We start from the raw sequence: 24,081 nt of genomic DNA, 5'->3' as shown, positions 1-24,081 counted from the left end.
CCTCCGCCAGAAGGTTTTTGGAATGCACACTGGCCTCTACCACGCGCTCGATTTTGCCGCCGACGGCAAGTCGCTGGATTTCCTCAGCATCCCGTTCTCGGTGGACCGCTCCCCCTATTATCAGGTGAAGGTCCCGGTCTGCCGCGTGCGCAACGGGGCTGGTCCGCGCGTGCTGCTGATGGCGGGCAACCATGGCGACGAATACGAAGGCGAATTGCTGCTGGGCCGCCTGTTCCGCCGTCTCGATCCCGCGCGCATCCGCGGCGAGGTGACGATCCTGCCGGCCACCAACGCGCCGGCCGTGATGGCGGCGCGGCGGCGCTCGCCGCTGGACGAGGGCAACCTCAACCGCGCCTTCCCCGGCGACCCGGCCGGATCTCCGACCTTCCGGCTGGCCCATTTCCTCGAACACGAGCTGTTTCCGCGCCACGACGTGGTGTTCGACCTGCATTCCGGCGGCACCTCGATGGCCCACCTGCCGTGCGCCCTGATCGAGCGGCAGGGCACGCCCGACCGGTTGGGCCGCGCCCTGGAGCTGATGCAGGCGCTGGGCATGCCCTACGGCTTCGTGGCGGAGAACGGCGCCACGGCCCCGACCTCGATGGCGGCCGCGGCGCGGGCCGGGGTCATCGGCATCAGCGGCGAGTTCGGCGGCGGCGGCACGGTGACGCCGGAGACCATGGCCTACACCGCCCGCGCCATCGACAACCTGCTGATCGCCGTCGGCTTGACCGATGCGCCGGTCCTCGCGGCGTCCGGGCCCGCTCCTGCCCCCATGCAACTGCTTCAGCTTGACAGCCACCGGCAGGCCATCTACGCGCTGCGGCGCGGCTGGTTCGAGCCGGCGGTCGACGTCGGGGCGCGGGTCACCGCCGGCGACCTCGCCGGCTGGTTCCACGACCTGACGCGCCTCGACCAGCCGGAAGAGGAACTGCGCTTCCAGGAGGCGGGCATCGTCATCTCGCGGCGCCTGCACAGCGACAGCGAGGCCGGCGACTGCCTGATCCAGGTGGCGCGTCCGGTCGAGGAGGCGGGCATCCTGGCGCGCGCGGCCTGACCGCGGATTGACAACCGCGGACCAACAGACGGGAGACGGGCGGCATGAGTGACACCGGTGCGGCAAAGCGGCCGCCGACCATCGACGACGTCCTCCGCCTGCGGGCCGCGGAACCGTTGCCATCCAGCGACGGGGGGCCGGTCGAGGAGGGGGGCCGCGACGGGGCGGCTCCGCCGCGCATCGTCGAGATCGCCCGGCTTGCCGGGGTCTCGCCGATCACCGTCTCGCGCGCCCTGCGCCATCCGGAAAAGGTGGCCGAGGCCAAGCGCCGCAAGATCCTGGAGATCGTGGAGCGCACCGGCTACGCCACCAACCCCCACGCCCGCGCGCTGAGGTCCGGCCAGTCGAACATCGTCGCCGCCTTCGTCTCGAACCTGCAGAGCCAGCAGTTCTGCCTCGCCGTGCAGGGCTGCGGCGAGGTGCTGGAGCCGCAGGGCTATCAGTTGATGATCGGACAGACCTCCTACTCCTACGCCAAGGAGACGACGATGATCCAGTCGCTGCGCGAGATGCGTCCGGCGGCAGTCATGTTCACCGGCGTCATCGAGATCGAGGAGAACCGGCGGGCTCTGCGGGCGCTGGGAATCCCGATCATGGAAACCTGGGCCTATCCCCGCGACCCGATCGACATGCTGGTCGGTTTCTCGAACATCGACGGGGGCCGGCTGGCGGCCGAGCATTTCGCCGAGCGCGGCTACCGTCGCGTCGGATTCATCGGTCGCCGCAGCGGCCGCGGCGCCCTCCGACTCACCGGCTTCCGCGAGGGTGCCCGCGCCGCCGGGCTCGACATCGTCGCCGAACTGTCCGTCGACGGGGTCAGCAGCATGGTCGACGGCCGCCGCGCGCTCGGCGATCTTCTCTCGCGAAACGCGGAGGTCGAGGCGGTGTTCTGCGCCAACGACCTTCTGGCGACCGGCGCGCTGCTGGAAGCGCGCCGGCTGGGCATGCGCCTGCCCGACGACATCGCCATTCTCGGCTTCGGCCACAACGACGTCGCCGAAGAGCTGCCGCCCGGCCTGACCACCATCGGAATCGACAGCCGCGACCTCGGCCGCCAGGCCGGGGCGATGATCCTGCAGCGGATGCGCGGCGAAATGCCTTCGGAACCGACCTGCGCCGTCGAACTGACGCTGACCGGTCGCGGCAGCAGCTGATGGGCCGGCACGGGTCTCGCGGTCGCGATCCCGGTAGCCGTGCGCTGGACCGGCCGCTCAGCCGCGAAACCGATCATGTGGCATAATGGGTGACCGGAACGGCGACGGGACCCGACCGCCGACACCGCCCCCGTCCCTGCAACAGGCCAGCCCATGATGGCAACCCGCTCATGACAGCCGTTCAGACCGACGCAGACCCGGACCGCGACCGCCGTCGGAGCGCCTTATGGCCGCCCCCCGCGTCCGTCGCGCAAAGGCGCCTTCTGCACCATCCGGTCGAGGTCTGGGCGCATGAGATATCCTCGGGGCTGACGGGGGTGGGGTTGTGGTGCTGCCGGACCTCCGATCTCGATCCGGCGGTCCTGGCGGAGCCGGAACGGCTGGGCCTGTTCGGGGACGACGACCTGCGGCGCTGCCGCCGCTATCATTTCGACCGGGACCGCCATCTGTTCATCGCGGCCCACCTGCTGCTGCGCTGTGTCCTCTCGCGGTACGAGCCGATCGAGCCGGCGGACTGGCGGTTCGCCGCCAACCCCTACGGCCGGCCCGAGATCGCCGACCCGGCCATTTCCCGACGGCTGCGCTTCAACCTTTCGCACGCCGCGGGGCTGGCGCTCGTGGGCGTGGCGAGGGAGGGTGAGGTGGGTGTGGATGTCGAATGCGCGGACCGCCACGCCGACGCGGCGGGCATCGCCCGGCATGCCTTCTCCGACAGCGAGCGCCGCTTCCTGCAGGGCCTTCCGGCGGAGGAGAGCCGGCTGGCCTTCCTGCGATCCTGGACGCTCAAGGAGGCCTACGCCAAGGCGCGGGGCGTCGGGCTGTCCCTGCCCTTCCGCGACATGGAATTCCAATACGGTCCGGACGCGCGCATCGCGATGCGCCTGGGCGAGGGCATCGCCGACCGCGCGGACCGCTGGCGCTTCGAACAATTCAGCCTGTTCGACCGCCACATCGGCGCGGTCGCCCTGGGAACCCCGGTGCCGGCCGGATGATCCGGCGGCACCGGACCCCGCCGCCCGTTACAGCGGATCGTAGCAATCGTAGCTGCGCTGGCGCCAGATCAGGCCGTCCTTGAACTCAAGGAACTGGGCGAAATGCGCGCACAGCGTGGTGCCCGGCGGATGCGAGCCGAGCGGAACCGCCAGCGTTCCCGTCCAGTGCGCCTCCAGCGCCACGTTGTTCCCCATGGCGACGATGTTCACGATCTCGAGGGTCTGGGCGGACAGCGCGCTGCGTCCCTTCGCGTTCGCCTCCTTGATGGCGCTGTGGTTCCGCCGCGCCCCTTGAGGAAAGAAAGCGTTTGGGAACTCTTCCTGGACGATGTCCGGTGCATAGAAGCGGTCGAGATCCTCGTCGCTCGCCCCGGACGAGATCTTATTCACATACGCCCGTGTTATCTCGATGAGTTCAGAAGGTTCCATGTCATCTCCTTTCTTGAAAAACCATGCAGAATCTTGGTGCGGAACCTTCAAATGGCGACGTCACTCCAGTGCGAAAAAAGGATTCAAATGATGGACAAAGGTCTTACCCTTTACGACAACATGCGGACAAATCGGAAACATTTCTCATGACAGGCGCATGACAAGGCGGCTTACGCGCTCCCTTACCTCCGGAAACGCATAAGTCTTGCGCTGTACGGACAGCTCGGCGTCGACCGCGGCGGGAAGGCGGTTCAGCAGGTCTCCCGCCAGAGAGGACTTCATCAGGCGCAGCGATCCTGCGGGCAAGGCGGCCAGCCCCCTTGCGGTGGACAGCGCGTGGTCCAGCACCCGCGCGCGGGGAACGACCGGGAAGGGGACGCCGCGCTCCCGCAACGTCGCCCCGGAATAGGCGCCCCCGGTAAGCATCATCTCCGCGGCCAGCCCGCGGCCCAGCTTCTCCGGCAGCAGCATCGTGGCGCCGAAGCCCGGCGTCAGGCCGAACGTCATGAAATTCGCGGCGTAGGTCGCCTCCTCCGCCAGAACGACGATGTCGGCGTACAGCCCGAAGACGAAGCCCGCACCGGACGCGTTCCCCTGCATGGCGGCGACCACCGGCAGAGGGCAGCGCAGCAGGCATTCGTAGAGGAACGGGAAGTCCGTGTAGGACATCCGCCCCTCGACGATGTCGCTGAGCGCCTGCGGGCTGCCTCCCATGGCGAAGGCCGGCCCCTCGCCGGTGATCACGGCGACGCGGAAGGACGGGTCCGCCGCGATGGCCTGAAAAGCCGCGAGAATCCCGAGGGACAGATCCTCGGTGAACATGTTGCGGTTGCGCGCGTCCTTGAGCACGACCAGCGCCACGCCCTCGCCGCCCGATTCCAGCGCCACCGTCTCGCCCCGCCAGCGCCGCGCCCGCTCCGCCCAATCGGCGGCGGGTGGCGGGGCCGCGTGTGATGGGGCGGCGTGCGACGGAGCGGGGGACGGCTCCACCTTGCGGTACCAATGGCTGCGGCCCACGAAGGGGGGAACCGGCAGCGACAGCCGGCGCGCCGCTCCATCCTCCTCCGGCACCGGCCATGCCACCACCGCACCCGCCACCCAGGCACCCGCCAGCTCTTCGGGGCCGGAGCCCGACGGCCCGGGGGAACCGGCCGCCGCGTGTCCCCGCAGGATTCGCGGATCGGCGGAACGGGCCAGCGCCGCGTCCAGCAGAACCGCCAGTTCGCCGAGGGAGGAGGCCAGAAGCGCCAGTCGGAAGGGGCGGTCGGTCCGGCCCGTCCGCAGGGTGTGGGCGATGTCCCGCAGGAGCCGGTCACCGCCCGCATCCCCCTGACGGAGCAGCCAGCCCCGCAGGGCGGCGGCCACGGCGTCCAGCCCCGCTTCGCTGCCCGCCGACAGGAGCACGGGACGGGTGCGCGGGGGCACGCTTCCGCCCGGCACGCCATCGCCAGCCACCGGTCCGGTCCATTCTTCGAGAATGGCGTGGGCCATCGTGCCGGCGGCGCTCACCGCCGTCACCCCGGCCCGCCGCGGTCCGCCCGCCGGGCGCGGCCAGGGCCGGCTGTCCCGGTGGACCACGAAGGGACCGCCATCCCGGGCCAGACCGGGATTCGGCCGGTCCAGGCCGGGGACGCCGTACCGCCGCCCCTCGCGCAAGGCGAGCACCGCCTTGATGATCGCGGCGATCCCGGCGGCGGGGCCCGCGTCCCCGATGGCGGCCTTGACCGATCCGAGGGTGCAGTCCGGCTCCGTCGGCGCGACGCCGGCGGTTTGCGGGGTGAAGGCGCGGTGCAAAGCGGCGACTTCCGCCGCGTCCCCGGCCAGGGTGGCGCTGCCGCTGGTTTCCAACAGGCCGAGCGACCGCGGGGCGGTTCCCGCCGCGGTGTGGGCATGCAGCAGGAGATCGGCAAGGGCGTCGATGGCGGACGCATCCCATTGGGCGCCGCCGCCCCGGTGGCCGACGCCGACGCCCCGGATGAGCGCATGGACCGGATTGCGGTCGGCCAGCGCGGCGCCCAGCGGCTTGAGGAACAGCACGCCGCACCCCTCCGCGGCGACGCGCCCGTCGGCGGCGGCGTCGAGGACCCGGCACTGCCCGGACGGCGATGCCTCGCCCGGCTCCAGCATCCGGACGGCGGTCTCCGACCGCAGCAGGACGTTGACGCCGCCGCACAGCGCGGCGTCGCACTGCCCGGAGCGGATGGCGGCCACCGCCCGGTGCAGGGCCACGAGGGACGAGGCTTCTCCGGAACTGACCGTCTCGCTGGGGCCGTGAACGCCCAGAAGATAGGACACCCGGTTGGCGATCATCGCCAGGGCGTTGCCCGTGGCGCCCTGGGCGCGCAGTTCGCCCGCCGCCGCCAGCAACCGGGCATAGTCGCCGTACTGGGCACCGACGAACACCCCCAGCCTTCCGCCGGCCAGCCCGCCGGGCCGTTGGCCGGCGTCCTCGACGGCGCTCCACGCCTGCTCCAGGAACAGGCGCTGCTGCGGGTCCATCTGCTCGGCGTCGATCGGTGCGATGCCGAAGAACGCCGCATCGAACCGCCCTACCCCGGGGATGCAGCACACCGGCGGCGCCGTGGCGCTTCCGCCTTCGGACGGCCGGTCCGCCGGCCGCTCCGGCGCGACGCGGCGTCCCTGCTCCAGAAGATCCCGCAGAGCCGCGATGCCGTCGGCGCCCGGAAAGACTCCGCTCATCCCGACGACGGCCACCGGCTCCACCGCCCCACGCCCCAAACCCGCCTGCGACATCCTGCGTCCTCCGTGACCGTGTTCCGGCAAGCGCTCAGCTCCACTCGTATTCCCGGTGATAGGTGCTGACGCGCTTCAGGCGCAGCAGCCCGCGGCCGGCGAAGAAGGCGTCGTAGAGGTCCGCATAGGGACCCGTGTCCACCTCCTTGTCCTTGATGCCGAACCGCCATTCGTCGTTCAGGTCGAGGATGCGGTCGTAGGTGGCGACGTCGATCGGCAGGCGCCGCGCCAGTCCCTCGTCGATCGCCATGGCGTCCAGATGCGCGGCGGCGCCCTCCGGGACGAGACCGCTGAGGAACTCCGAGGAGCAGCCGGACCCATAGGAGAAGAGGCCGATCCGCCCGGCGCGGCGCCCGGCGGTGATCTCACCGCACAGGGCCATGAAGACGGTCCCCGCGTAGATGTTGCCGACCTCCACGCAATGGTGCAGCGACGGCGCCACCCGCCGGATGAAGTCGGCCTCGACCTCCGCCGGCGCCGCCTTGCCGAAGCGGCGCATCATGCGCCGGTGGGCGCCCTTCACCATGCCCGCGAAGGGCGTGTGGAAGGCGAGCGCGTCGAAGGTCGTCTGGAAATCGGCGCCCTCCACGCGCTCCGCGTAGGCGCGGAAGCAATTCTCCAGGCAGTCGAGATAGGACAGCAGCGACATGTCGGGATCGCCGGTTTCCAGTTCCGGCAGCGGGCGGTGGACGTCCATGATCTCGTAGGAGCAGCAGCCGTGGGCACCCGGATCGAGGTCGAGCAACCGCGGACGGTCGCCGATCAGCATGGCGATGGCGCCCGCCGCCTGGGTCGGCTCGGCGTAGGTGTTGCGGGCGGTCGCGCGGGCGGTGTCGGTGGCGATCACCAGCACCTTTTCCCCCGGCGTGAAGCCGCTGCCGACCACCCCAGCGGCGAGCTGGAGCGCGCCCATCCCGGCGTAGCACGCCTGCTTCAGCTCCAGCGACCGGCAATTGCGGTCCAGTCCGAGCAGCGCGTGGATGTAGGTGCTCAGCGACTTGGCGAAATCGACCGGCGATTCGGTGCAGGTGATCACCGTCCCGATGCGGCTGCGTTCGGCGGGAGTCAGGCGGTCGATGATCGGCTTCGCCGCATTGACGGCGTAGGACACCGCGTCCTCGCAGGGAAGGGCCACCGACTTCTTGCGCATCATCAGGTTGTCGAACCTCTCCAGGTCGAGGCCGCGGGCCGTGAAGAGGTCGCGCACGTCCACATAGGTCGGCCCGGCGTACAAATTCATGCTTTCGATGCCGACTGAGGTCATCGCCATTCCTTTCTTCCTTTTGTTCTTGCCTGCGCCTTCGTCCCGCATGCGGCGGTCCGGCGTCGGGGATGGAGAACCGGGTCACCGCTCCGGCATGGGCAGCCGCAGCGGCGCGCGGCCGAGCCGTCTCGCCAGCGTGTGGAAGCGCAGCGTCGTCAGGCCGAGGACCGTCAGGAACACCAGCCAGACATCCCCGTCCAGGCGCGGAAAGCCGGCGATCAGGCGGTACCAGCCGCTGCCCGTGCCGAGGGCGTCCTCGATCAGGGCGGGGTCGGCCTGGAACAGGCACGCCGCCGCCAGATAGGCGAAGCCCGCGGCCAGCAGGTTGCGCATGGTTCGCGCCGTGAAGGCGAGCAGGTCGCCCCCGGGGCTTTGCGCGGGTTGGACCATCAGCGTGTTCTCGCGGAAACGGCGCGTGTGCATGGAGGCCATCGTCATGCTTTCCGCCATCGACTTCTGGCCGTCGGCAACGACCTGGGACATCCGGCGGGGGGCCTGCGCGCGATGGAATTCGGCGATGGCGGCGGTGTAGTCGATTTCCGGATAGAAGGCGCCGATCGCCAGATCGACCGCGTTGTAGGCACGGCCGAGCTTGAGCAGCGTCCAGTTCGGCGCGAAGCGGTAGGCCATGGTGATCTGGCCGATCTCGAAGGTGGAGCTCGACAGCGATTTCTCGCTGAAGGTTCCGTTCTTCATCCTGGCGCGCCATTTCCAGCGCTGCAGCGCATCGGCGATCTTCTGCCGGACCTCGTGGACGTTCAGCGGCGGCAGCACCCCGCTCAGCATCAGCATCAGGTCGGCGGCCAGCATGAACTTGTCGGAGTTGATGGCGCCGATGTACATCTTGTAATTGTTCAGGTATTCGACGTCGAGCGACCCTGCCATCCCGAAATCAATGAAGGCCAACCGGCTGTTCTTCAGCAGAAGAATGTTGCCGGGATGCAGGTCGCCATGCCAGAGGTTGTCGATGAAGATCTGGTGAAACAGCGAGTGCATCATGGTCTTCGCGACCTTGCTGCGCCGGATGTTGTTCTCGAACATCCAGCGCTCGGCCAGGGCGGGATCACTGCCGCGCACCCGCAGCAGCTCGCTGAGCGCCACTCCCTCGACGAACTCCATCACGACGACCTGCCGGGAGCAGTATTCCTCATGGACGTCGGGCACGTAGATGCCCTGCTCGCCCAGGGTCCCCTGCAGCCTCTGCATCGACGCGGCCTCGATGCGGTAGTCCAGCTCCTCCTCGATGATGGCCCTCATCTGCCGGACCATCTCGCGCCATTGCAGATGCGCGGCCAGTCCCAGCCCGTCGAGCAGGGCCGCGCCGACGCCGATCCAGCGCACGTCATAAGCCAGGAACGCCGATGCGTGGGGCCGCTGGACCTTCACGGCCACCCAGGCGCGCCGCCGCCGCAACTGCGCCCGGTGGACCTGGCACAGCGAGGCGGCGGCGATCGGCACGTCCTCGAAGTGACTGAAGACGTCGCCGACCCGCCGTCCGATGCTGGCCTCGATCACGCGGCGCGCCTGATCGGCGGGAAAGGCGCAAGCCCGATCCTGCAGCAGGCTCAACTCGTTGCAGAAGGCGGCGCTCCAGACGTCGTTGCGCATGGCCAGGATCTGGCCGACCTTGATCCAGGCGCCGCCCATGCTCTCCAGAAACCCGCGCAGCAGCCGCGCCGCGGTCCGGCTGTCCCACCGCCCGGCCAGCCGCATCCAGGCGAGCCGGGCCATCATCCGCGACAGCCCGACCAGCACGGCGAGCAACCGCAGCGGGGACGGACGGTCGATCCGCCGGACCTCCAGCGGCCGCCATCCGTTCCGCCGCGGCAGCGGGGTCGGGATCAGATCCGGGTCCTGCACGACGCACTCCCACGCGGCGCCGGCCATCCGCTCCGCCGCGCCACTCCTTCATCCTCGTCGAAACCACGCACGTCCGTCACCAGCTCCCCGATCCGTTGATCCCCCCGGCCCCTGCCGGCCGGAGCGTTGCAGGCCGCTCCGCCCCGCCGCGACCGTTCAGTCGGAGGCGGTGAGGATTTCCTCCGCGTTGATGAAGTCCGAGAGGCCGAGGATTTTCAGATAGCCCTCGATGTGCTGCCACAGCATCTGCGCCATGAACTCCCTCTGCGACGGCTCCAGCGTGCCCTCCAGCGCCGAGGTGTCGTCGCGCACCTGGCGGTAGTTGATGTTCGACAGGGTGAACTGGAGTTCCATCATGTCGATCGCCGCCTTGAAGGCGAAGCCGGCGTCGATCATCGGCTCGTAGATCGACTTGGCGTAATTCATGTCCTCCGCCGCGTAGGTGTGCGGCACGACGTCGAGCGAGTTGTACAGGCGGTCGCAGGTGCCGCCGATCGCGCTGTCGAAATGCTGGGCGAAGCGCTTGTCGCCCGGGCTGAAGCCGGCGATGGGGGTCGAGTGGATGGTGCAGCGCGCCTTCGGATCCCAGCGCGTGGACAGGCTGCCCTCGCAGCCCTGAAGCTCGCGCAGCCACATGGCGACCGTGGCGGACATGGTACCGCCCAGGCTGTGGCCGGTGGTGTGGATGGCCAGCGGCGACTGGCAGGCCGCCACCTCCTGCTTGAGGAAGTCCACCAGGGTCAGGCCGGCGCCCGGGACGCCCTTCTGGGCGCGGACCCGCTTCAGATGCTTCAGGGTGTTGGCGACGCCTTCCGAGACGCGCGGCCATTTCCGCCGGGGCAAATCCTCGACCGGCCAGAGTTCCTGCTCGTTGACCGCCGACACCTGATTCAGAATGCTGTAGATCGACAGCGGGTTGGTGCCGCGGATCGCGATGACGTAGCGGGTCGGATCCCGGCGATCCCGGACGACGTAGAAGACGTTGGTGTCGACGAGATTCGTGAATCCGGCGTTGACCAGCCCCGGCCCCCAGACCACGTCCCATTTCCCGTTGACCGGCTCCAGCTCCTCCAGGAAGCGGTTGATCAGTTCCAGCAGCACCGTCGGCTGGCCGCCCTTCTCGCCCAGCGTGCCGGCGTAGGCGATGTAGGCGAGGGTCACCATCTCCTGCCGCCAGGAGAAGTCGGGCAGGCCGACGAGGCCCTCGCTGTCCCCGATCAGGGCGGCGATGTCGATCGTGAAGCTGCCCGAGGAATCGGGAAGGGTCGATTTCCCGATGGCGCAGACGAGCGTCCCCTCCTCGCGGGTCCAGGTGCCGTCCCGGCGGAAGTTTTGCGGCTTGGTCGCGACCTGGATGGTGCCGTTCTGCGCCCAGGTGCCGTCCGGGCGCAACGTCAGCCAGCTGTCCCACAGCAGGCCGTCCTTGAACTCCTTCCGCTTCCAGCGCCCGACGAAGGAGAATTCCTCGAGCATCCGTTCGGTGATCGTCTGGGCCGGGGCCGCCTTGGCGGGCGGAGCGTCCAACACGGCGGTGTCCAACACGTCTTGCATCTGTCGTCGCCTCTTCTTGCCAGTTTCGGGGTGGGAGCGGATCGCGATGGCCTTCGGGTCAGGGGGCCGGCCTTCGTCGGGGTGCGGCCCCGTCGATGGCGAGCCGAAGGCGGGCGGCGGTGAGCGCCAGCGCCGGCTCCGTCATCAGTTCGGCATGGCGGAGCGGCGTGTTGATCACTTCCAGACGGGACCGCACTATCCCCGGCCAGTGGCGGAAGTAGTCGTAGTCGCCGATGTGCGCGTCGGCCCCCGGCTTCGCGCGGACATAGAGCACCGGCGAGGCATCGTAGGCGCCGACGGCGTAACTGCGGTACGCCTCCGAGGCGAGGTCGTTGACCCGGCTGGCGCCGCTGAGATAGCCGAACAGCTCCTCCTCCGGCAGGCCCGAGCGTCCGCGTTCCGACACCAGCCGGGCGAGGTGGCGGAAATGCTCCTCCTCCGGCACGCCGTCCAGATCGTGGTCGCCGATGACGCCCGACTCATGACCGAAACCGGTCAGGAAGTTCGCCAGGATCAGCTTGATCTCGCGCAGGCTCTCCGGGACCTGGGTCATCGCGTGGACGGCCTCGCAGGGCGGATAGGTGTCGAGCAGGATCAGTTCCTGCACCCGCTGCCCGGCGCCGGCCACCCGGCGGGCCATCTCCAGGGCGACCAGCCCGCCCCACGAGTAGCCGCCGATCACGTAGGGCCCCTCGGGCTGCACCGCCCGCATGCAGGCGACGAAATGATCGGCCATCGTTTGCACGTCGCGGAAGGGCTCCTGCCGGCCGTCGTTGCCGCGGAAGCGGAAGGCGTGGACCGGATAGTCCGGTCCCAGCGCCCGCGGCAGGGCCTGGAAGGTCTGCGGAAAGCCGAAGGAGCCCGGCACCCAGAAGGAATGCGGCCGGTCGCCGCCGCGCTGGAGGGTCAGCAGCTCCGGCGCCGGGCCGTGGGCCGCCGCCGGCTTCGGCGCGCCGGCCTCGCCCGGCGCCACACCGAACAGGCCGGCCATCGCCTCGCCATGCTCCGCCAGCAGATGCCCGGCGAGAGCGGACAGGCTCTGGTGCTGGAGCAGAGTCATCTGGTTGACGTCGGCGAAGGGATAGCGGTCGTTGATGCGCCGCACGAAGGCCGTGACGTTGATCGAATCGAAGCCGTAGTCGACCAGGCTGCGGTCCCGTTCCAGCCGGGCGGGATCGAGATCGAGCAACTCCGCCGCCATGCCGCGGAGATCCTGTTCCAGCCGGTCGCCCAACGGTCCCTCCCCTGCCAGGGACACGGCGGGCGCCCTGCCCGGTTCGCGGGTCCCCGCCGATGGCGGGACCGGCTGCGGGGCGGGGACATCGCTACCGCTGCCCCCGCCGATACCGAGGAAGCGGTCGACACGGGCGTGGTCGCGGACGGCCAGAACGATCGCCTGGGGCAGGTCTTCGGCAAGAAGCCGCTCGAACACCGCCAGCCCGTCAGCGGTCTCCAGGTAATCCATGCCCGAATAGCGCAACGCCTCCTCGTCGCCGCCGTCGAGATGCAGGCCGCCGTCGCGCCAGAGCGGCCAGTTGATCGACAGCGTCCGCCCGGCCCGCCGGCCAGTCCGCCGCCAGTCCGCCCGCAGCCGGGCGAAGCGGTCCATGAACTGGTTCGACAAGGCGTAATCGCCCTGGCCCATGTCGCCGAGCTGGACGGAGGTGGAGGAGAACAGCACGAAGAAATCGAGCGGCTCCGTCCGTGTCGCGTGGTCGAGCGCCAGGGTCCCGGCCAGCTTCGGCCGCAGGGTCCGGCGGATGTCGGCCATCGACTTGTCGGTGACGAGCCGCTTGTCGGCCACCCCGGCGGAATGGACGACGCCGTTGAGCGGGCCGAAGCGCCCCGTGAGATCCGCCACCGCCGCCGCCACCGCCGCGGCATCCGCGACGTCGACGGCGTAGTAGACGGCCTCGCCCCCCAGCGCGCGGACGCCCTCCAGTTCCGCCTCCCGCGCCGCATCGAGCGGCGACCGCCCGAGCAGGCCGAGGCGGGCGCCGTAGCGTCCGGCAAGATGGCGGGCAACGATCAGGCCGAGGCCGCCCAGCCCGCCGGAGATCAGGTAGACCCCGCCCCGGCGCAACGGCGCCCGCGCCCCCACGGCCTTTCCTCCGGCCAGCCGGTGGGGCCGGATCACGTGGGCCAGGGCCCGCCCGCCGTCCCGCCAGCGGTCGGCGGGCCCGTCCTGAGCCAGCTCGCGGACCAGCGCGTCGGCCAGGGCCGCCGGCGCGTCCGCACCGGCTCCATCCGGCAGGCCCACCGCGGCGAAGGAGAGGTTGGGGAAGAGGAGTTGAAGCGACTTCCCGAAGGCGCCCAGCATCTCGGCGCCGGGGTTGCCGGCGGCCTTCTCCAGGGCTCCATCGGGCGCGCCGCCCGACCGGTAGAGCGCCACGACCCGCTTCAGCGCCTGACGCTGCCCCGCCGCCGTGTAGGCATGGACCACCTCCACGACCGGGCGGACGCCGAGCTCCACCGCCCGCTCCACGGCGCCCAGCGCGCCCTCGACGTCGTCGGGGTCATCGGGGATCAGGTCGGGCGCCGTCAGCAGCAGGACGACGGCCCCCGGCAGCGACCGGCCCCCGGCGGCAAGCCGTTCCAGGACCCGCCGGCAGTCGCCCACCGCGGCCCCGGGGGGAACGGCGGCAACGGAGTCCACGGCGATGCCGGCGCGTACCGCCACCGCCGCCCGGATCGCCTCGTCCGCGCCGACGATCAGCATCCCGTCGTCGAGGGACAGAGCGGGAACCGCAGCGGCCTCCTCCGGTACCCACTCGTAGCGGTAGACGGACAGGGCCGGCGATTCCGGATCGGAAGCGCTCTGGTCGGCGGGGTGGAACTGCGTCTGCCCGTCCTCGCCGATCCAGCAGCGGAAGGGAGCGAACGGATAGGACGGCAGACAGACACGGCGCGGCGGCGCGGCGTCCAGCCCCGACCAGTCGACGGCGGCCCCCATGGCCCACAACCGCGCCAGGGCCGGCAAATCCCGGCGGGCGGTCAGGTCGCGAAGGAAGGATTCCCCCGCCTCCTTGCCCAGCAGAGCGGCCATCCCGCCGTCGGCCCGGTCGTCGCTCCGGAACAGCCGCGGGTCGGCGGCGCCGTCCAGGAAGGCCCGCAGCCGCTCGTCCAGCTCGTCGAGGCTCGACACCACGACCGCCAGCCGCCGCGGCATGGCGTCCCGGCCGACCCGGGCGGTGTGGCAGACGGCGGACAGGGTCGCTCCCCCGGCCCCCTCCTCCAGGAACCCGACCATCGCCACGGCATAGTCGCGCAGCCGGTCCTCGTCCTTGGCGGACAGGGTGAACAGCTGCGGCCCGGGAGCCGCGGCCGCGGGGTCGGGCGGCGGCACATACTCCTCCAGCACGATGTGCGCGTTCGCTCCACCCATGCCGAAGGAGCTGACGCCGGCGCGGCGCGGCAGGGGCCGCCCGTCCGGCCCGGCGACCGGTTCCCAGGACCGCGTCCGGGACACCACCTCGAAGGGCGTCCCCTCCAGCCTGATGAAGGGGTTGAGCGTTTCGAAATGCAGGCTCGCCGGAATCCGCCCGTGCTTCATGGCCTGCACGACCTTGGCGATGCCGGCGGCGGCGGCGGCCGGTTCCAGATGCCCGACGTTGGTCTTCACCGACCCGAGGCCGATCCGCCGGTCCGGCGGCGGTGTGGTCCCGAGACCGCGGTGGAGCCGGTCGAAGGCCCGCAGCACCCCCTCGACCTCGACCGGGTCGCCGAGTTTCGTGCCGGTGCCATGGGCCTCGATGTAGCCGACCGTCGCCGGATCGACCCCGGCGGCCTCGTAGGCGGCCACGATCAGATCGGCCTGGGCCGCCGGGTTGGGAGCGGTCAGCGAGCTGGACCGCCCGCCATGGTTCTCCGCGGTGCCGCGGATCAGGGCGTGGATCGGGTTGCCGTCCGCCAGGGCGCGGCTCAGCGGCTTCAGGAGGAAGACGCCGACACCCTCGCCCCGCACCGTGCCGGTGGCCTCGCTGTCGAAGGCCCGGCACCGCCCGTCCCGGCTGAGCACGCCGGCCTGGCTGAAGAAGATGTTCTGCCAGGGGTTGAGGATGACGTTGACGCCGCCGGCCAGCGCCATCGCGCAGCCGTCGTGCCGGATCGCCCGGACCGCCCGATGGATGGCGATGGCCGTGCTGGAGCAGCCGGTGTCGACCGGCTCGCTCGGGCCGTGCAGGTTCAGCAGGTAGGAGACGCGGTTGGGCAGGATGCAGTTGGAGTTGCCGAGCGGCCCGTGCGGTTCCATGACCGACAGCCGGTCCCGGATCAGCGCGGCGTAGTCGTTGTTCGCCAGACCGATGAAGACGGCGGTGCGGGTTCCCGCGAGGTCGGACACGCGGTGACCGGCGTTCTCCACCGCCTTCCAGGCGTGCTGGAGGACCAGCCGGTGCTGCGGGTCCATCAACGCCCCTTCACGCGGCGAGATGCCGAAGAACAGCGGATCGAAACGGTCGACGTGGGGCATGAAGCCGCCCCAGCGCGCCCAGGTCTTGTTCGGGTCGCGCGCCGGATCGCCGTAATAGTCCTGCCAGCGCCAGCGGTCGCCCGGCACCTCCGAGATCAGGTCGCGCTCGTCGACGAGGTTGGCCCAGAACCGGTCCAGATCCTCCGACATCGGCATCATGCCGCTCATGCCGACGATGGCCACCGGCTCGTCGGCACAAACGGCGGCCGGAAGGGCGACGGGCATGACCGGAGCGGGGGCTAGGGCCGAAGCCGGCGGCGCGGCGGGAACCGCCTCGACCGGCTGGGCCGTCCCGACCCGGAATCCGGGCTGTCCGCCCAGGTGACGGGCGAGGCTGGCGATGCTGCGGTGCTCGAAGAACACCGTCGGCATCAGTTCGGTGCCGAACCGGCCGTTGATGGCGTTGGTGAACTCGATCAGCGAAATGGATTCGAAGCCGTATTCCGACAGCTCGGTGTCCGGGTCGATCTCCTCCGCGGCCAGCTTCAGGAGGCCCGACGCGATCCGCCGCAGCTCCGCCTGCACATCCTCCGCAGGCGGTCGGGCGATGGGCTCGGCGGCTTTCGCGGGAGCCGGGACGACCGCCGCGCCAGCCACTCCCAGGCCGCGCAGCAGCCGCTGCCGGTCGCCCTCCACCACCATGACGCGGGGCCGTCCGGAAGCGGCGGCCAGTTCGAGGATCTCCAGCCCCACCTCCGTGCCCAGCGGCAGGAGGCCGAGCGTCCGTTCCAGCCAGGACAGCAGCGCGGGCAACACCGCGCCGATGCGCCCGTCCCGCCAGAGCGGCCAGTTGACCGACACCGTGCGCCCGGACCGGGCGCCCGCGCGGCGCTGCGCCTCGCGCCGTTCGGCGAAGCCGTCGAGAACGGCGTTGGCGTAGGCGTAGTCGGGCTGGAGCGCGTTGCCCAGCGGTGCCGCGGTCGAGGAGAACAGGAGGAACAGGTCCAGCGGCTCCCCGGCGGTCGCATCGTCCAGCAGCCGCGCGCCGCGGATCTTGGGGACGAGCACCGCGGCGACGTCCTCGCGGCGGCGGGCCGTCATATGCTCCTCGGTGAGCAGACCAGCGGCGTGGACGATGCCGTCGATGCGGCCGAAGCGTGTCCGCGCGGCGGCCACCAGGGCGGCGACCTCCCCGGCGTTGCCCAGATCGGCCGGCACGTAGAGCGCGTCGCGGCCCGGCGCGAGCAGGGCGGCGAGCGGCCCGTCCGGGTCGGGCGCGCGGCGGCCGGTGAGCACCAGCTTCGCCCCCCACCGGCGCGCCAGATGCCCGGCGACGAGGGAGCCCAGCTTGCCGCTGGCCCCGGTCACCAGATACACCCCTCCCTGCCGGAACGGCGCGGCGGCGGCCGATGGCAAAGCCTGTTCGCGCAGCCGCGGCACCCGGCGGACCCCGCCGTCCAGCCGGACTTCCGGCTCGAACGGGGCGGCCTCCGACAGTTCGGCCAGGATGAGCGGCCAGACATCCGCTTCGCCAAGTCCGCCGGGCAGGGCCAGGGCCTTGAAGCGCAGCGGCAGCTTCTCCAGACCGGCGGAGCGGGCAAAGGCGCCCAGCGCCTCGTTCAGCGGCTGCGGCTCGCCAGCCGTCCCAGCGCCCGTCCCAGTGCCCGTCCAGGCGACGAGGACCGTGACCGCCGGCCCCGTGCCGAGCCGCGGCGCGAGCGTCCGCACCAGGGCGTAGAGGCTGTGGATGCCGCGGTCGAGCGCTGCGGCCTCGCCCCCCTCACCCTCGGCCCCCTCACCCTCGCCCGCAGCCCCGTCCGGCCACAGGAACACGATGTGCCGGGGCAGGTCGCCGCGCTCCTCCAGCCGTTCGGCGAGCGCGGCGAAATCCTCCTCGCGGCCCGGGGCCACGCTGTAGGTGTGCGCGCCCGTCGCCTCGAACCGCTCGCCCGGCTGCACGAGCACCAGCGCCGCCGCGACGTCGCCAAGCTCCGCAAGGTGCCGGCGCAGCGCCTCGGCCCGCCGGGTGCCCTGGTCGAACAGCAGATAGGGGCCGAGCGGCGCTTCGGCTCCGGCGGGAAGGGCCGCGGTTTGCCATTCGACCGCCAGGGACAGCCGGTCACGCGGCGTGGCGCGCCCGCGGTCCGCCCGGCGGTCCAGGCCGCCGGCGTCGAGCAGGCGGAAGGTGAAGTCGGACAGCCGGGCCAGGACGGCGCCGCGGTCGTCGGCGATCGTGACATCGGCCACCAGCGCCTGACCGTTGGGATCTCTGCGCCGCACCACGAGATGGGCGTGGCAGGGCGAGGTCAACCGCCCGAAGATGCCGACGGCGCCGATCGAGAACGGGAAGAAGAGCTGGCGGAAATCGCCGTCACCCAGCCCGACCACCGTCTGGATCGCCCCGTCGAGCAGCGACGGGTGCAGGACGAACGCGCCTTGCGGATCCGCGGCCTCGTCCGGCAGCTCCAGCCGGGCGAGCACCTCCCCCGTGCCGCAGTCCAGCGTTCGGATGGACCGCAGGCTGGGACCGATGCGCACCGCGGCGGACTCATCCCCGTCGCGGTAGCAGTCGGTCACCTCGCGGCGCACCGGGCAGCGCGCCCGGATGGCCTCCAGGTCGAGCGGAGACGGCGGGTCGGCTGGCCGCCCGCTCCGGCGGTGCAGCCGTCCCTGGATGTGCGGCACCGGCGCGTCGCCCGGCGACACCACCTCGAACGCAGCGCTGTCGCCATCCGGCTTCAGGGTGATCTCAAGCGCGGCGCCGGGGCGCTCGACGGCGAACCGCTGGACCCACACGACACCGGTCAGCCGCTCCACCGGCGGCTCCCCGGCGAGGCCGCCGGCGGCCCGGACCATCTCCAGGAAGGCGACGCCGGGCAGGACGGGCTTGCCGCCGACGATGTGGTCACGCAGATAGAACTCGCCGCCGTCCATCCGGGTGCCGAACCGCGACCCGGGGCCGCCCGGCAGGGCGCGATGGACCAGCGGGTGCAGGAGCGGCTCGGCGGGGGCTTCCTCGACCGTCGGTATCCAGTAGCGGCGGCGGTCGAACGGATAGCCGGGCAGCGGCACCCGCCGGCGCCCCTTGCCGCGGTGCAGTGCCGCCCAATCCACCGTTTCGCCACGGACCCAGCGGCCGGCCAGTCCACCGGACGCGGCGGAATCGCCCGTGATGACGGTGCCGTCAGCGGCGGTGCCGTCCAGGTAGGCGTCAAGCCGCGCCAGGAGGTCGTCCACCCCGTCCGCCAGCACCGCCAGCCGCGCCTTCATCGCCTCGCGCCCGGTCTGGAGCGTGTAGGCGACGTCGCCCAGGGCCGGCATCCGCCCCTCCCCGGCGCGGCGGCGCAGCCACGCCGCGAGCCGTGCGGCGACGGCCCGAAGCTGGCCGGCGGTGCGCGCCGACAGCACGAACACGTGGCCTCCCTCCGCCGCCGGTTCGGCGGTCGCCGCCGGAGGCCGGTGCTGCTCGACGATGACGTGGGCGTTGACGCCGCCGGCCCCGAAGGAGCTGACCGCGCCCCGGCGGCGCCCATCCTTCTCCGGCCAGGGCGCCCGCTCCCGCTGGACCACGAAGGGGGTCGCGTCGAAGCGGATGTCGGGGTTCAGCCGCTCGGCGTGCAGCGTCGGGGCGAACGCGCCGTGTTCCATCTGGAGAAGCAGCTTCGTCAGTCCGGCGATGCCCGCCGCCGCCTCCAGATGGCCGATGTTGGACTTCAGCGAGCCGATCGCGCAGGACTGCGGCGCCACCCCGGCGAACGCCTTGGTCAGGCCGCGGATTTCGATGGGATCGCCCAGCGCCGTGCCGGTGCCGTGGGCCTCGACATAGCCGATGCTGTCCGGCGCCACGACGGCGCAGCGCAGGGCCTCGGCGACGAGCGCTGCCTGCGCGTTGGGGTTGGGAACGGTGTAGCTGTTCGTGCGCCCGCCGTGATTGACCGAGGTCCCCTTGATCACGCCGTGGATGTGGTCGCCGTCCCGCTCCGCCGCCGCCAGCGGCTTCAGCAGCATGGCGCCGACGCCCTCGCCCGGCACGAAGCCGTCCGCGTCGGCGCCGAAGCTGTGGCACCGCCCGCGCGGCGACAGCATGCGGACCTGGCTCATCCCGATGTATTTCGACGGGTGGAGGTACAGGTTCACCCCGCCCACCAGCGCCATTTCGCATTCGCCGCGCAGGATGCTGTCGCAGGCCAGATGGACGGCGACCAGGGACGACGAGCAGGCGGTGTCCACCGGCAGGCTGGGGCCGGTGAAATCGAACAGGTAGGACACCCGGTTGGCGATCGACCACGGGGCCGAGACGGGAATGACCGGGTTGCCGCGCGACCATTGTTCCGGGCCGAACAGCTGGTAGCTGTTGGTGGTCACGCCGACGAAGACGCCGACGCGGGCGCCCGGCTCCAGCGTGCCGGCGCCCTTGCGGGCCGGCACATGGCCGGCGTTCTCCAGCGTCGCCCAGGCGGTCTCCAGGAACAGCCGCTCCTGCGGGTCCATCACCTCCGCCTCGCGGGGGGAGATGTTGAAGAAGCCGGCGTCGAAGCGGTCGGCCCCGTCGATGAACCCGCCCCATTTGCAGTACATGCGCCCCAGCACCGCCTTCTCGGGGTCCGGATCGAAGTGGCGGCGCCAGTCCCAGCGATCGGGCGGAACCTCCACGACGCCGTCGTAGCCGGCGGCCAGCCGGTCCCAGAAGGCGTCGGCGTCCTCGGCCTGGGGATAGCGCAGGCCGATGCCGATGATGGCGATGTCCCGCCCGCCCGCCTCGGGCGCCGCGGCCGCCACCGGCACGGCGGGGGCCGCCGGAACGGCGACGGCAGCGGGAGCGGGAACAGGCGTCCGGACCGAGCGGTCCAGCGCATCGCCATGGTGCTCGGCGAGGTAACGGTGCAGTTCCGCGAGATTGCGGCATTCGAAGAGCAGCGTGCGGGGCAGTTCCCCGACCAGGGCTTCCAGCTGGACGTTGAAGCTCTTGATCTTGACGGAATCGATCCCGTACTCCTCGAAGTCGCGATCCTCGTCGATCTCCTCCTCGTGCAGGCCGGTGACGTCGGCCATGATGGTCCGCAGCATCGACCGGGCGCGGTCCGCTCCCGCCGCCGGCGTTTCGGCGCGCGCCGGGACGGGAGCGGGAACCGGGGCCTGCTGCGCGATCAGCGCGGCAAGCCGCCCCGCGTCGCCGTGGGAGACAGCGCAACGGGCGAAGGGAATCCGCTGCACCTCCTCCCAGGCGCGCAGCCCGGCTTCGGTGGTCAGCACGGCCAGGCCGGTGTGCCGCCGGATCTCGGCCAGCATCTCCGCGGGAATCCGCATGCCGCCCTCGGCCCAGTAGGGCCAGTCGATGGCGAGGCTGCGGCCATGCCGCCGGCCCTGCCCGCGCAGCGTCTCGCGCGCCGCGGCGAAGGCATCCAGGAAGGCGTTGGCGTAGGCGTAGTCCGACTGCCCGACGTTGCCCATCACCGCGGCCAGGGAGGAGGTCAGGACGAAGCCGTCCAGCGGCTCGTCCGCCGTGGCCTCGTCGAGGGCGAGCGTTCCGGCGATCTTGGGGGCAAACACGGCGTCCAGATCGGCGGCCGTCTTCGCCATCAGCCGGGCGTCGCGGTTGACCCCCGCGGCGTGGATCACCCCGTTCAGCGGCCCGAAGCGGTCGCGCGCCGCGGCGACCAGCCGGCGCGCGGCGTCGGCGTCGCCAAGGTCGGCGGGCACATAGACCGCCTCGCCCCCCTCCGCCCGCAGGCGGTCGATCAGTCCGGCGATCCCGGCGTCCGCCGCACGGCGCCCGGTGAGGACCAGCCGCACGCGCGCCGTCCGCGCCAGATGCCCGGCGAGGATTCCGCCGATCCCGCCGCTGCCCCCGGTGATCAGCCAGACGCTGCCCGGCCGGACCAGGGGAGCCGCCGCCGGGCTGGCGTCCGCCGGCCCGCAGAGCCTCCAGACGCGCCGCTGGCGACCTCCTCCCGCATAGCGGATTTCCGCTCCCGCCGCCTCGGCGCCGGACAACTCCCGAAGGAGGTGCGCGGCCTGTGCGGGGTCCGCCGGTTCGCCGTCGAGCACCACCGTCCGGACCTGGACGCGCGGATGCTCCAGCGCCGCGCTGCGCGCGAAGCCGGCAAGCGCCACGAAGACCGGATCGGCGGCCAGATCGGCGGCCATGGCGCCGCCGGCCACGGCGACGATCCGCAGCGCGTCCGGCGGGTTGCTGCGGACGGCCGCCTGGAAGAGGGCGAGCAGCGCGTGCGGCCCCCGCGCCAGCCGGTCCGCGAGGGCTTCCCCGCCACCCGAAGCGGCGGCGCTCCAGGCGACCACGATGCGCAGGGGACGGAGTCCCCGGTCCGCGAGCGCGGCGAACAGCGCCTCGTAATCGCTCCGCCGCGCGGGATTCAGCGTGAAGCGGTCGTCGGACCGGGCGGCGAAGCCGTCCCCCGGAGTCACCAGGACGACCCGCCCTGCGCCGGCCTGGGAGAGGCTGCGGGCGAGGGAGTCGCCGTGATCGAACAGCAGGATGTCGCCCGCCGGCCCGGAGGCCGCGGGACAGGGCGCCGCGACCCAACCGTCCGTCCACAGCCGGGTCTCGTCAACCGCGGTTTCGGCCACGGTTTCGGCCGCGGTGCCGGCCGTGGTGCCGCCGGGCGCAACAGGGTGGGCCGGGATCGGCCTGACCGGAACCGCGCCGGCCTTGCCCGCCGTCTCCGGCAGCCGCCGGCCGGGGGGCCAGGTGATGGCGCTGGTCGGCACGTCCAGCCAGTAGCGCTCGCGGGCGAAGGGGTAGGTGGGCAGGCCGATCCGCCGGCCCGGCACCGGATGCAGGCTGCGCCAGTCCGGCAGATGCCCCTTCAGATAGAGCTGGCCGAGCGCGACCAAAGCGCCGCGCCGCGCCGCATCGCTGATGCCGTCGCGCCCGAGCAGCGCCGCGAGGCGCCGCTCCAGCCCGGCGGCGTCGCCGGCAGGCAGTCGGTCGTCGGGCGCGATGGTGTCGCCGCTCTCCAGCCGTCGCCGCAGTTCGGTCAAATCGTCGGCCAGCACGGCGAGCCGCCGTCCGAAATGGGACCGGCCGCGATGCAGGGTGTAGGCGACATCCGCTGGCGACGCCCCGGGGGCCGCCGCCAGCCACCGGCACAGATCCTCGCTCCGGCGCCGCAGCGCCTCCTCGGTCTTTCCGGACAGCAGGAACAGGAAGGGGGGCCGGCCCGGTGTCGGTGGAGGCGCGGGCGGTGCCTCCTCGATCAGGGCGTGGGCGTTGGTGCCCGTGTAGCCGAAGGAGCTGAGCGCGGCGCGGCGCGGATGCCCGTCCGGGGCCGGCCAGTCGATCGGCTGGTCGTTGACGAAGAACGGGCTGTTGGCGAAATCGATGTGCCGGTTCGGCGTGGTGAAGTTCGCAGTCGGCGGGATGCGGCCGTGCTTCAGGCTCAGCAGCACCTTGACCAGACCGGCGAGCCCCGCGGCGGCCAGGGGATGGCCGATGTTGGTCTTGACGGCGCCCAGCGCGCAGAACTGGCGGCGCGCGGTGAACCATCCGAACGCCTCGGTCAGCGCCCGCATCTCCACCGGGTCGCCCAGCAGCGTGCCGGTGCCGTGGGTCTCCACGAAGCCGATGGTCTCCGGGTTGATCCCGGCCTTGCGGTAGACCGCGGCCTCCAGAAGGGCCTGCGACTGGCCGTTGGGCGCGTGGATGCCGTTGCTGCGGCCGTCCTGGTTGACCTCGGTGGCCTTGACCACCCCCCAGATGTGGTCGCCGTCGCGCACGGCGTCGTCCAGCCGCTTGAGCAGGACCGAAATGGCCCCCTCCCCCATCACCATGCCGTCGGCGCCGTCGTCGAAGGCGCGGCACGCCCCCGTCGGCGAGACCACCCCGGCGTCGCTGAGCGACACGAACATGGCCGGGGTGGTCATCACCTCCACACCCGACGCGATGGCCATGTCGGCGGAGCCGGTCAGCAGGCTCTCGCAGGCCAGATGCAGCGCGACCAGCGAGGACGAGCAGGCGGTCACGATGGGAACGCTGGGTCCCCGCAGGTTGAGGAAGAAGGACAGGCGCCCCGGCAGCATGGAGATCTCGTTGCCGGTGAGCATGTAGCTCTCGACCTTGGCGAGGTCCTCGTCCGAGCCGCCGAGGATGCGGAACTGGTAGTCGGCGCCCCGGCAGCCGACGAAGACGCTGCACCGCACGCCGTCCATGTCGCGGTCGGAGTAGCCGGCCTCCTCGATGGCCTTCCAGGACTCCTCCAGGAACAGCCGCTGCTGCGGATCGAGATGCAGGGCCTCGCGCGGGGTGATGCGGAAGAAGCGCGGGTCGAACCGGTCGATGTCCTCGATGAAGCCGCCGCGGCGGGTGATGCTGCGGTGGCCGGACTGGGAATTGGGATCGTAGATCTCGTCGATGTTCCAGCGCGACGGCGGCACGTCCCGGACCGCCACATGGCCGGCCAGCAGGTTGCGCCAGAAGCGGTCGATGTCCGGAGCGTCCGGCAGGCGGGCAGACATGCCGACGACGGCGATGTCGCCGGCCCCATGGCCGCGGTCCCGCCGTTCCGCCGGCAACGGCGGCGCAGACCGCTCAATGTCCCAACCACTGTCCATCGACCTCTCCTTCACACTCCGCCGCCCGGCGATTCCGA

9 protein-coding genes are annotated in these 24,081 nt (G+C 71.6%); 3 read left to right on the top strand and 6 right to left on the bottom strand.

Going from position 1 to position 24,081, the window contains the following annotated elements; genetic code table 11:
- Positions 1 to 22: 22 nt before the first annotated feature.
- From ABAZ39_RS26720 to ABAZ39_RS26710, 3 genes are all read left to right on the top strand, one after another.
- Positions 23 to 1,057 carry a M14 family metallopeptidase gene (locus tag ABAZ39_RS26720; protein ID WP_040137382.1) on the top strand — a complete coding sequence of 345 codons (1,035 nt, stop codon included), beginning with the start codon at positions 23 to 25 and terminating at the stop codon, positions 1,055 to 1,057.
- 44 nt (positions 1,058 to 1,101) lie between these two features.
- On the top strand, positions 1,102 to 2,211 hold the full coding sequence (locus tag ABAZ39_RS26715; RefSeq protein ID WP_040137381.1) for a LacI family DNA-binding transcriptional regulator: 1,110 nt from the start codon (positions 1,102 to 1,104) through the stop codon (positions 2,209 to 2,211).
- 170 nt (positions 2,212 to 2,381) lie between these two features.
- On the top strand, positions 2,382 to 3,203 hold the full coding sequence (locus ABAZ39_RS26710; RefSeq protein WP_081863368.1) for a 4'-phosphopantetheinyl transferase family protein: 822 nt from the start codon (positions 2,382 to 2,384) through the stop codon (positions 3,201 to 3,203).
- Between the two features lie 27 nt (positions 3,204 to 3,230).
- Here the strand turns inward: ABAZ39_RS26710 and ABAZ39_RS26705 are convergent, their stop codons facing one another.
- The 6 genes from ABAZ39_RS26705 to ABAZ39_RS35865 form a co-directional block, all read right to left on the bottom strand.
- Positions 3,231 to 3,632, bottom strand: coding sequence for a nuclear transport factor 2 family protein (locus ABAZ39_RS26705; RefSeq protein WP_040137380.1), 402 nt, complete (start codon positions 3,630 to 3,632; stop codon positions 3,231 to 3,233).
- 144 nt (positions 3,633 to 3,776) lie between these two features.
- The gene (locus ABAZ39_RS26700; protein ID WP_051658604.1) at positions 3,777 to 6,386 is read right to left on the bottom strand and encodes a polyketide synthase; all 2,610 of its coding nucleotides are present in this window, start codon (positions 6,384 to 6,386) and stop codon (positions 3,777 to 3,779) included.
- Positions 6,387 to 6,420: 34 nt separating this feature from the next.
- Entirely contained in the window at positions 6,421 to 7,656 is a 1,236-nt protein-coding gene (locus ABAZ39_RS26695) for a hydroxymethylglutaryl-CoA synthase family protein (protein WP_175428912.1), read from the bottom strand.
- A 75-nt stretch (positions 7,657 to 7,731) separates the two neighbouring features.
- Positions 7,732 to 9,510, bottom strand: coding sequence for an ABC1 kinase family protein (locus tag ABAZ39_RS26690; protein WP_160174865.1), 1,779 nt, complete (start codon positions 9,508 to 9,510; stop codon positions 7,732 to 7,734).
- A gap of 156 nt (positions 9,511 to 9,666) precedes the next feature.
- Complete coding sequence (locus tag ABAZ39_RS26685) at positions 9,667 to 11,061, bottom strand: lipase family protein (RefSeq protein WP_040137378.1); 1,395 nt, start codon at positions 11,059 to 11,061, stop codon at positions 9,667 to 9,669.
- Between the two features lie 58 nt (positions 11,062 to 11,119).
- Positions 11,120 to 24,043, bottom strand: coding sequence for an SDR family NAD(P)-dependent oxidoreductase (locus ABAZ39_RS35865; protein WP_160174864.1), 12,924 nt, complete (start codon positions 24,041 to 24,043; stop codon positions 11,120 to 11,122).
- Positions 24,044 to 24,081 lie beyond the last annotated feature (38 nt).

The sequence above is a fragment of the Azospirillum argentinense genome, assembly GCF_000632475.1.
GTDB lineage: Bacteria > Pseudomonadota > Alphaproteobacteria > Azospirillales > Azospirillaceae > Azospirillum > Azospirillum baldaniorum.
The sequence above is the reverse complement of the archived record's forward strand: the minus strand, read 5'-3'. Positions and strand labels throughout refer to the sequence as shown.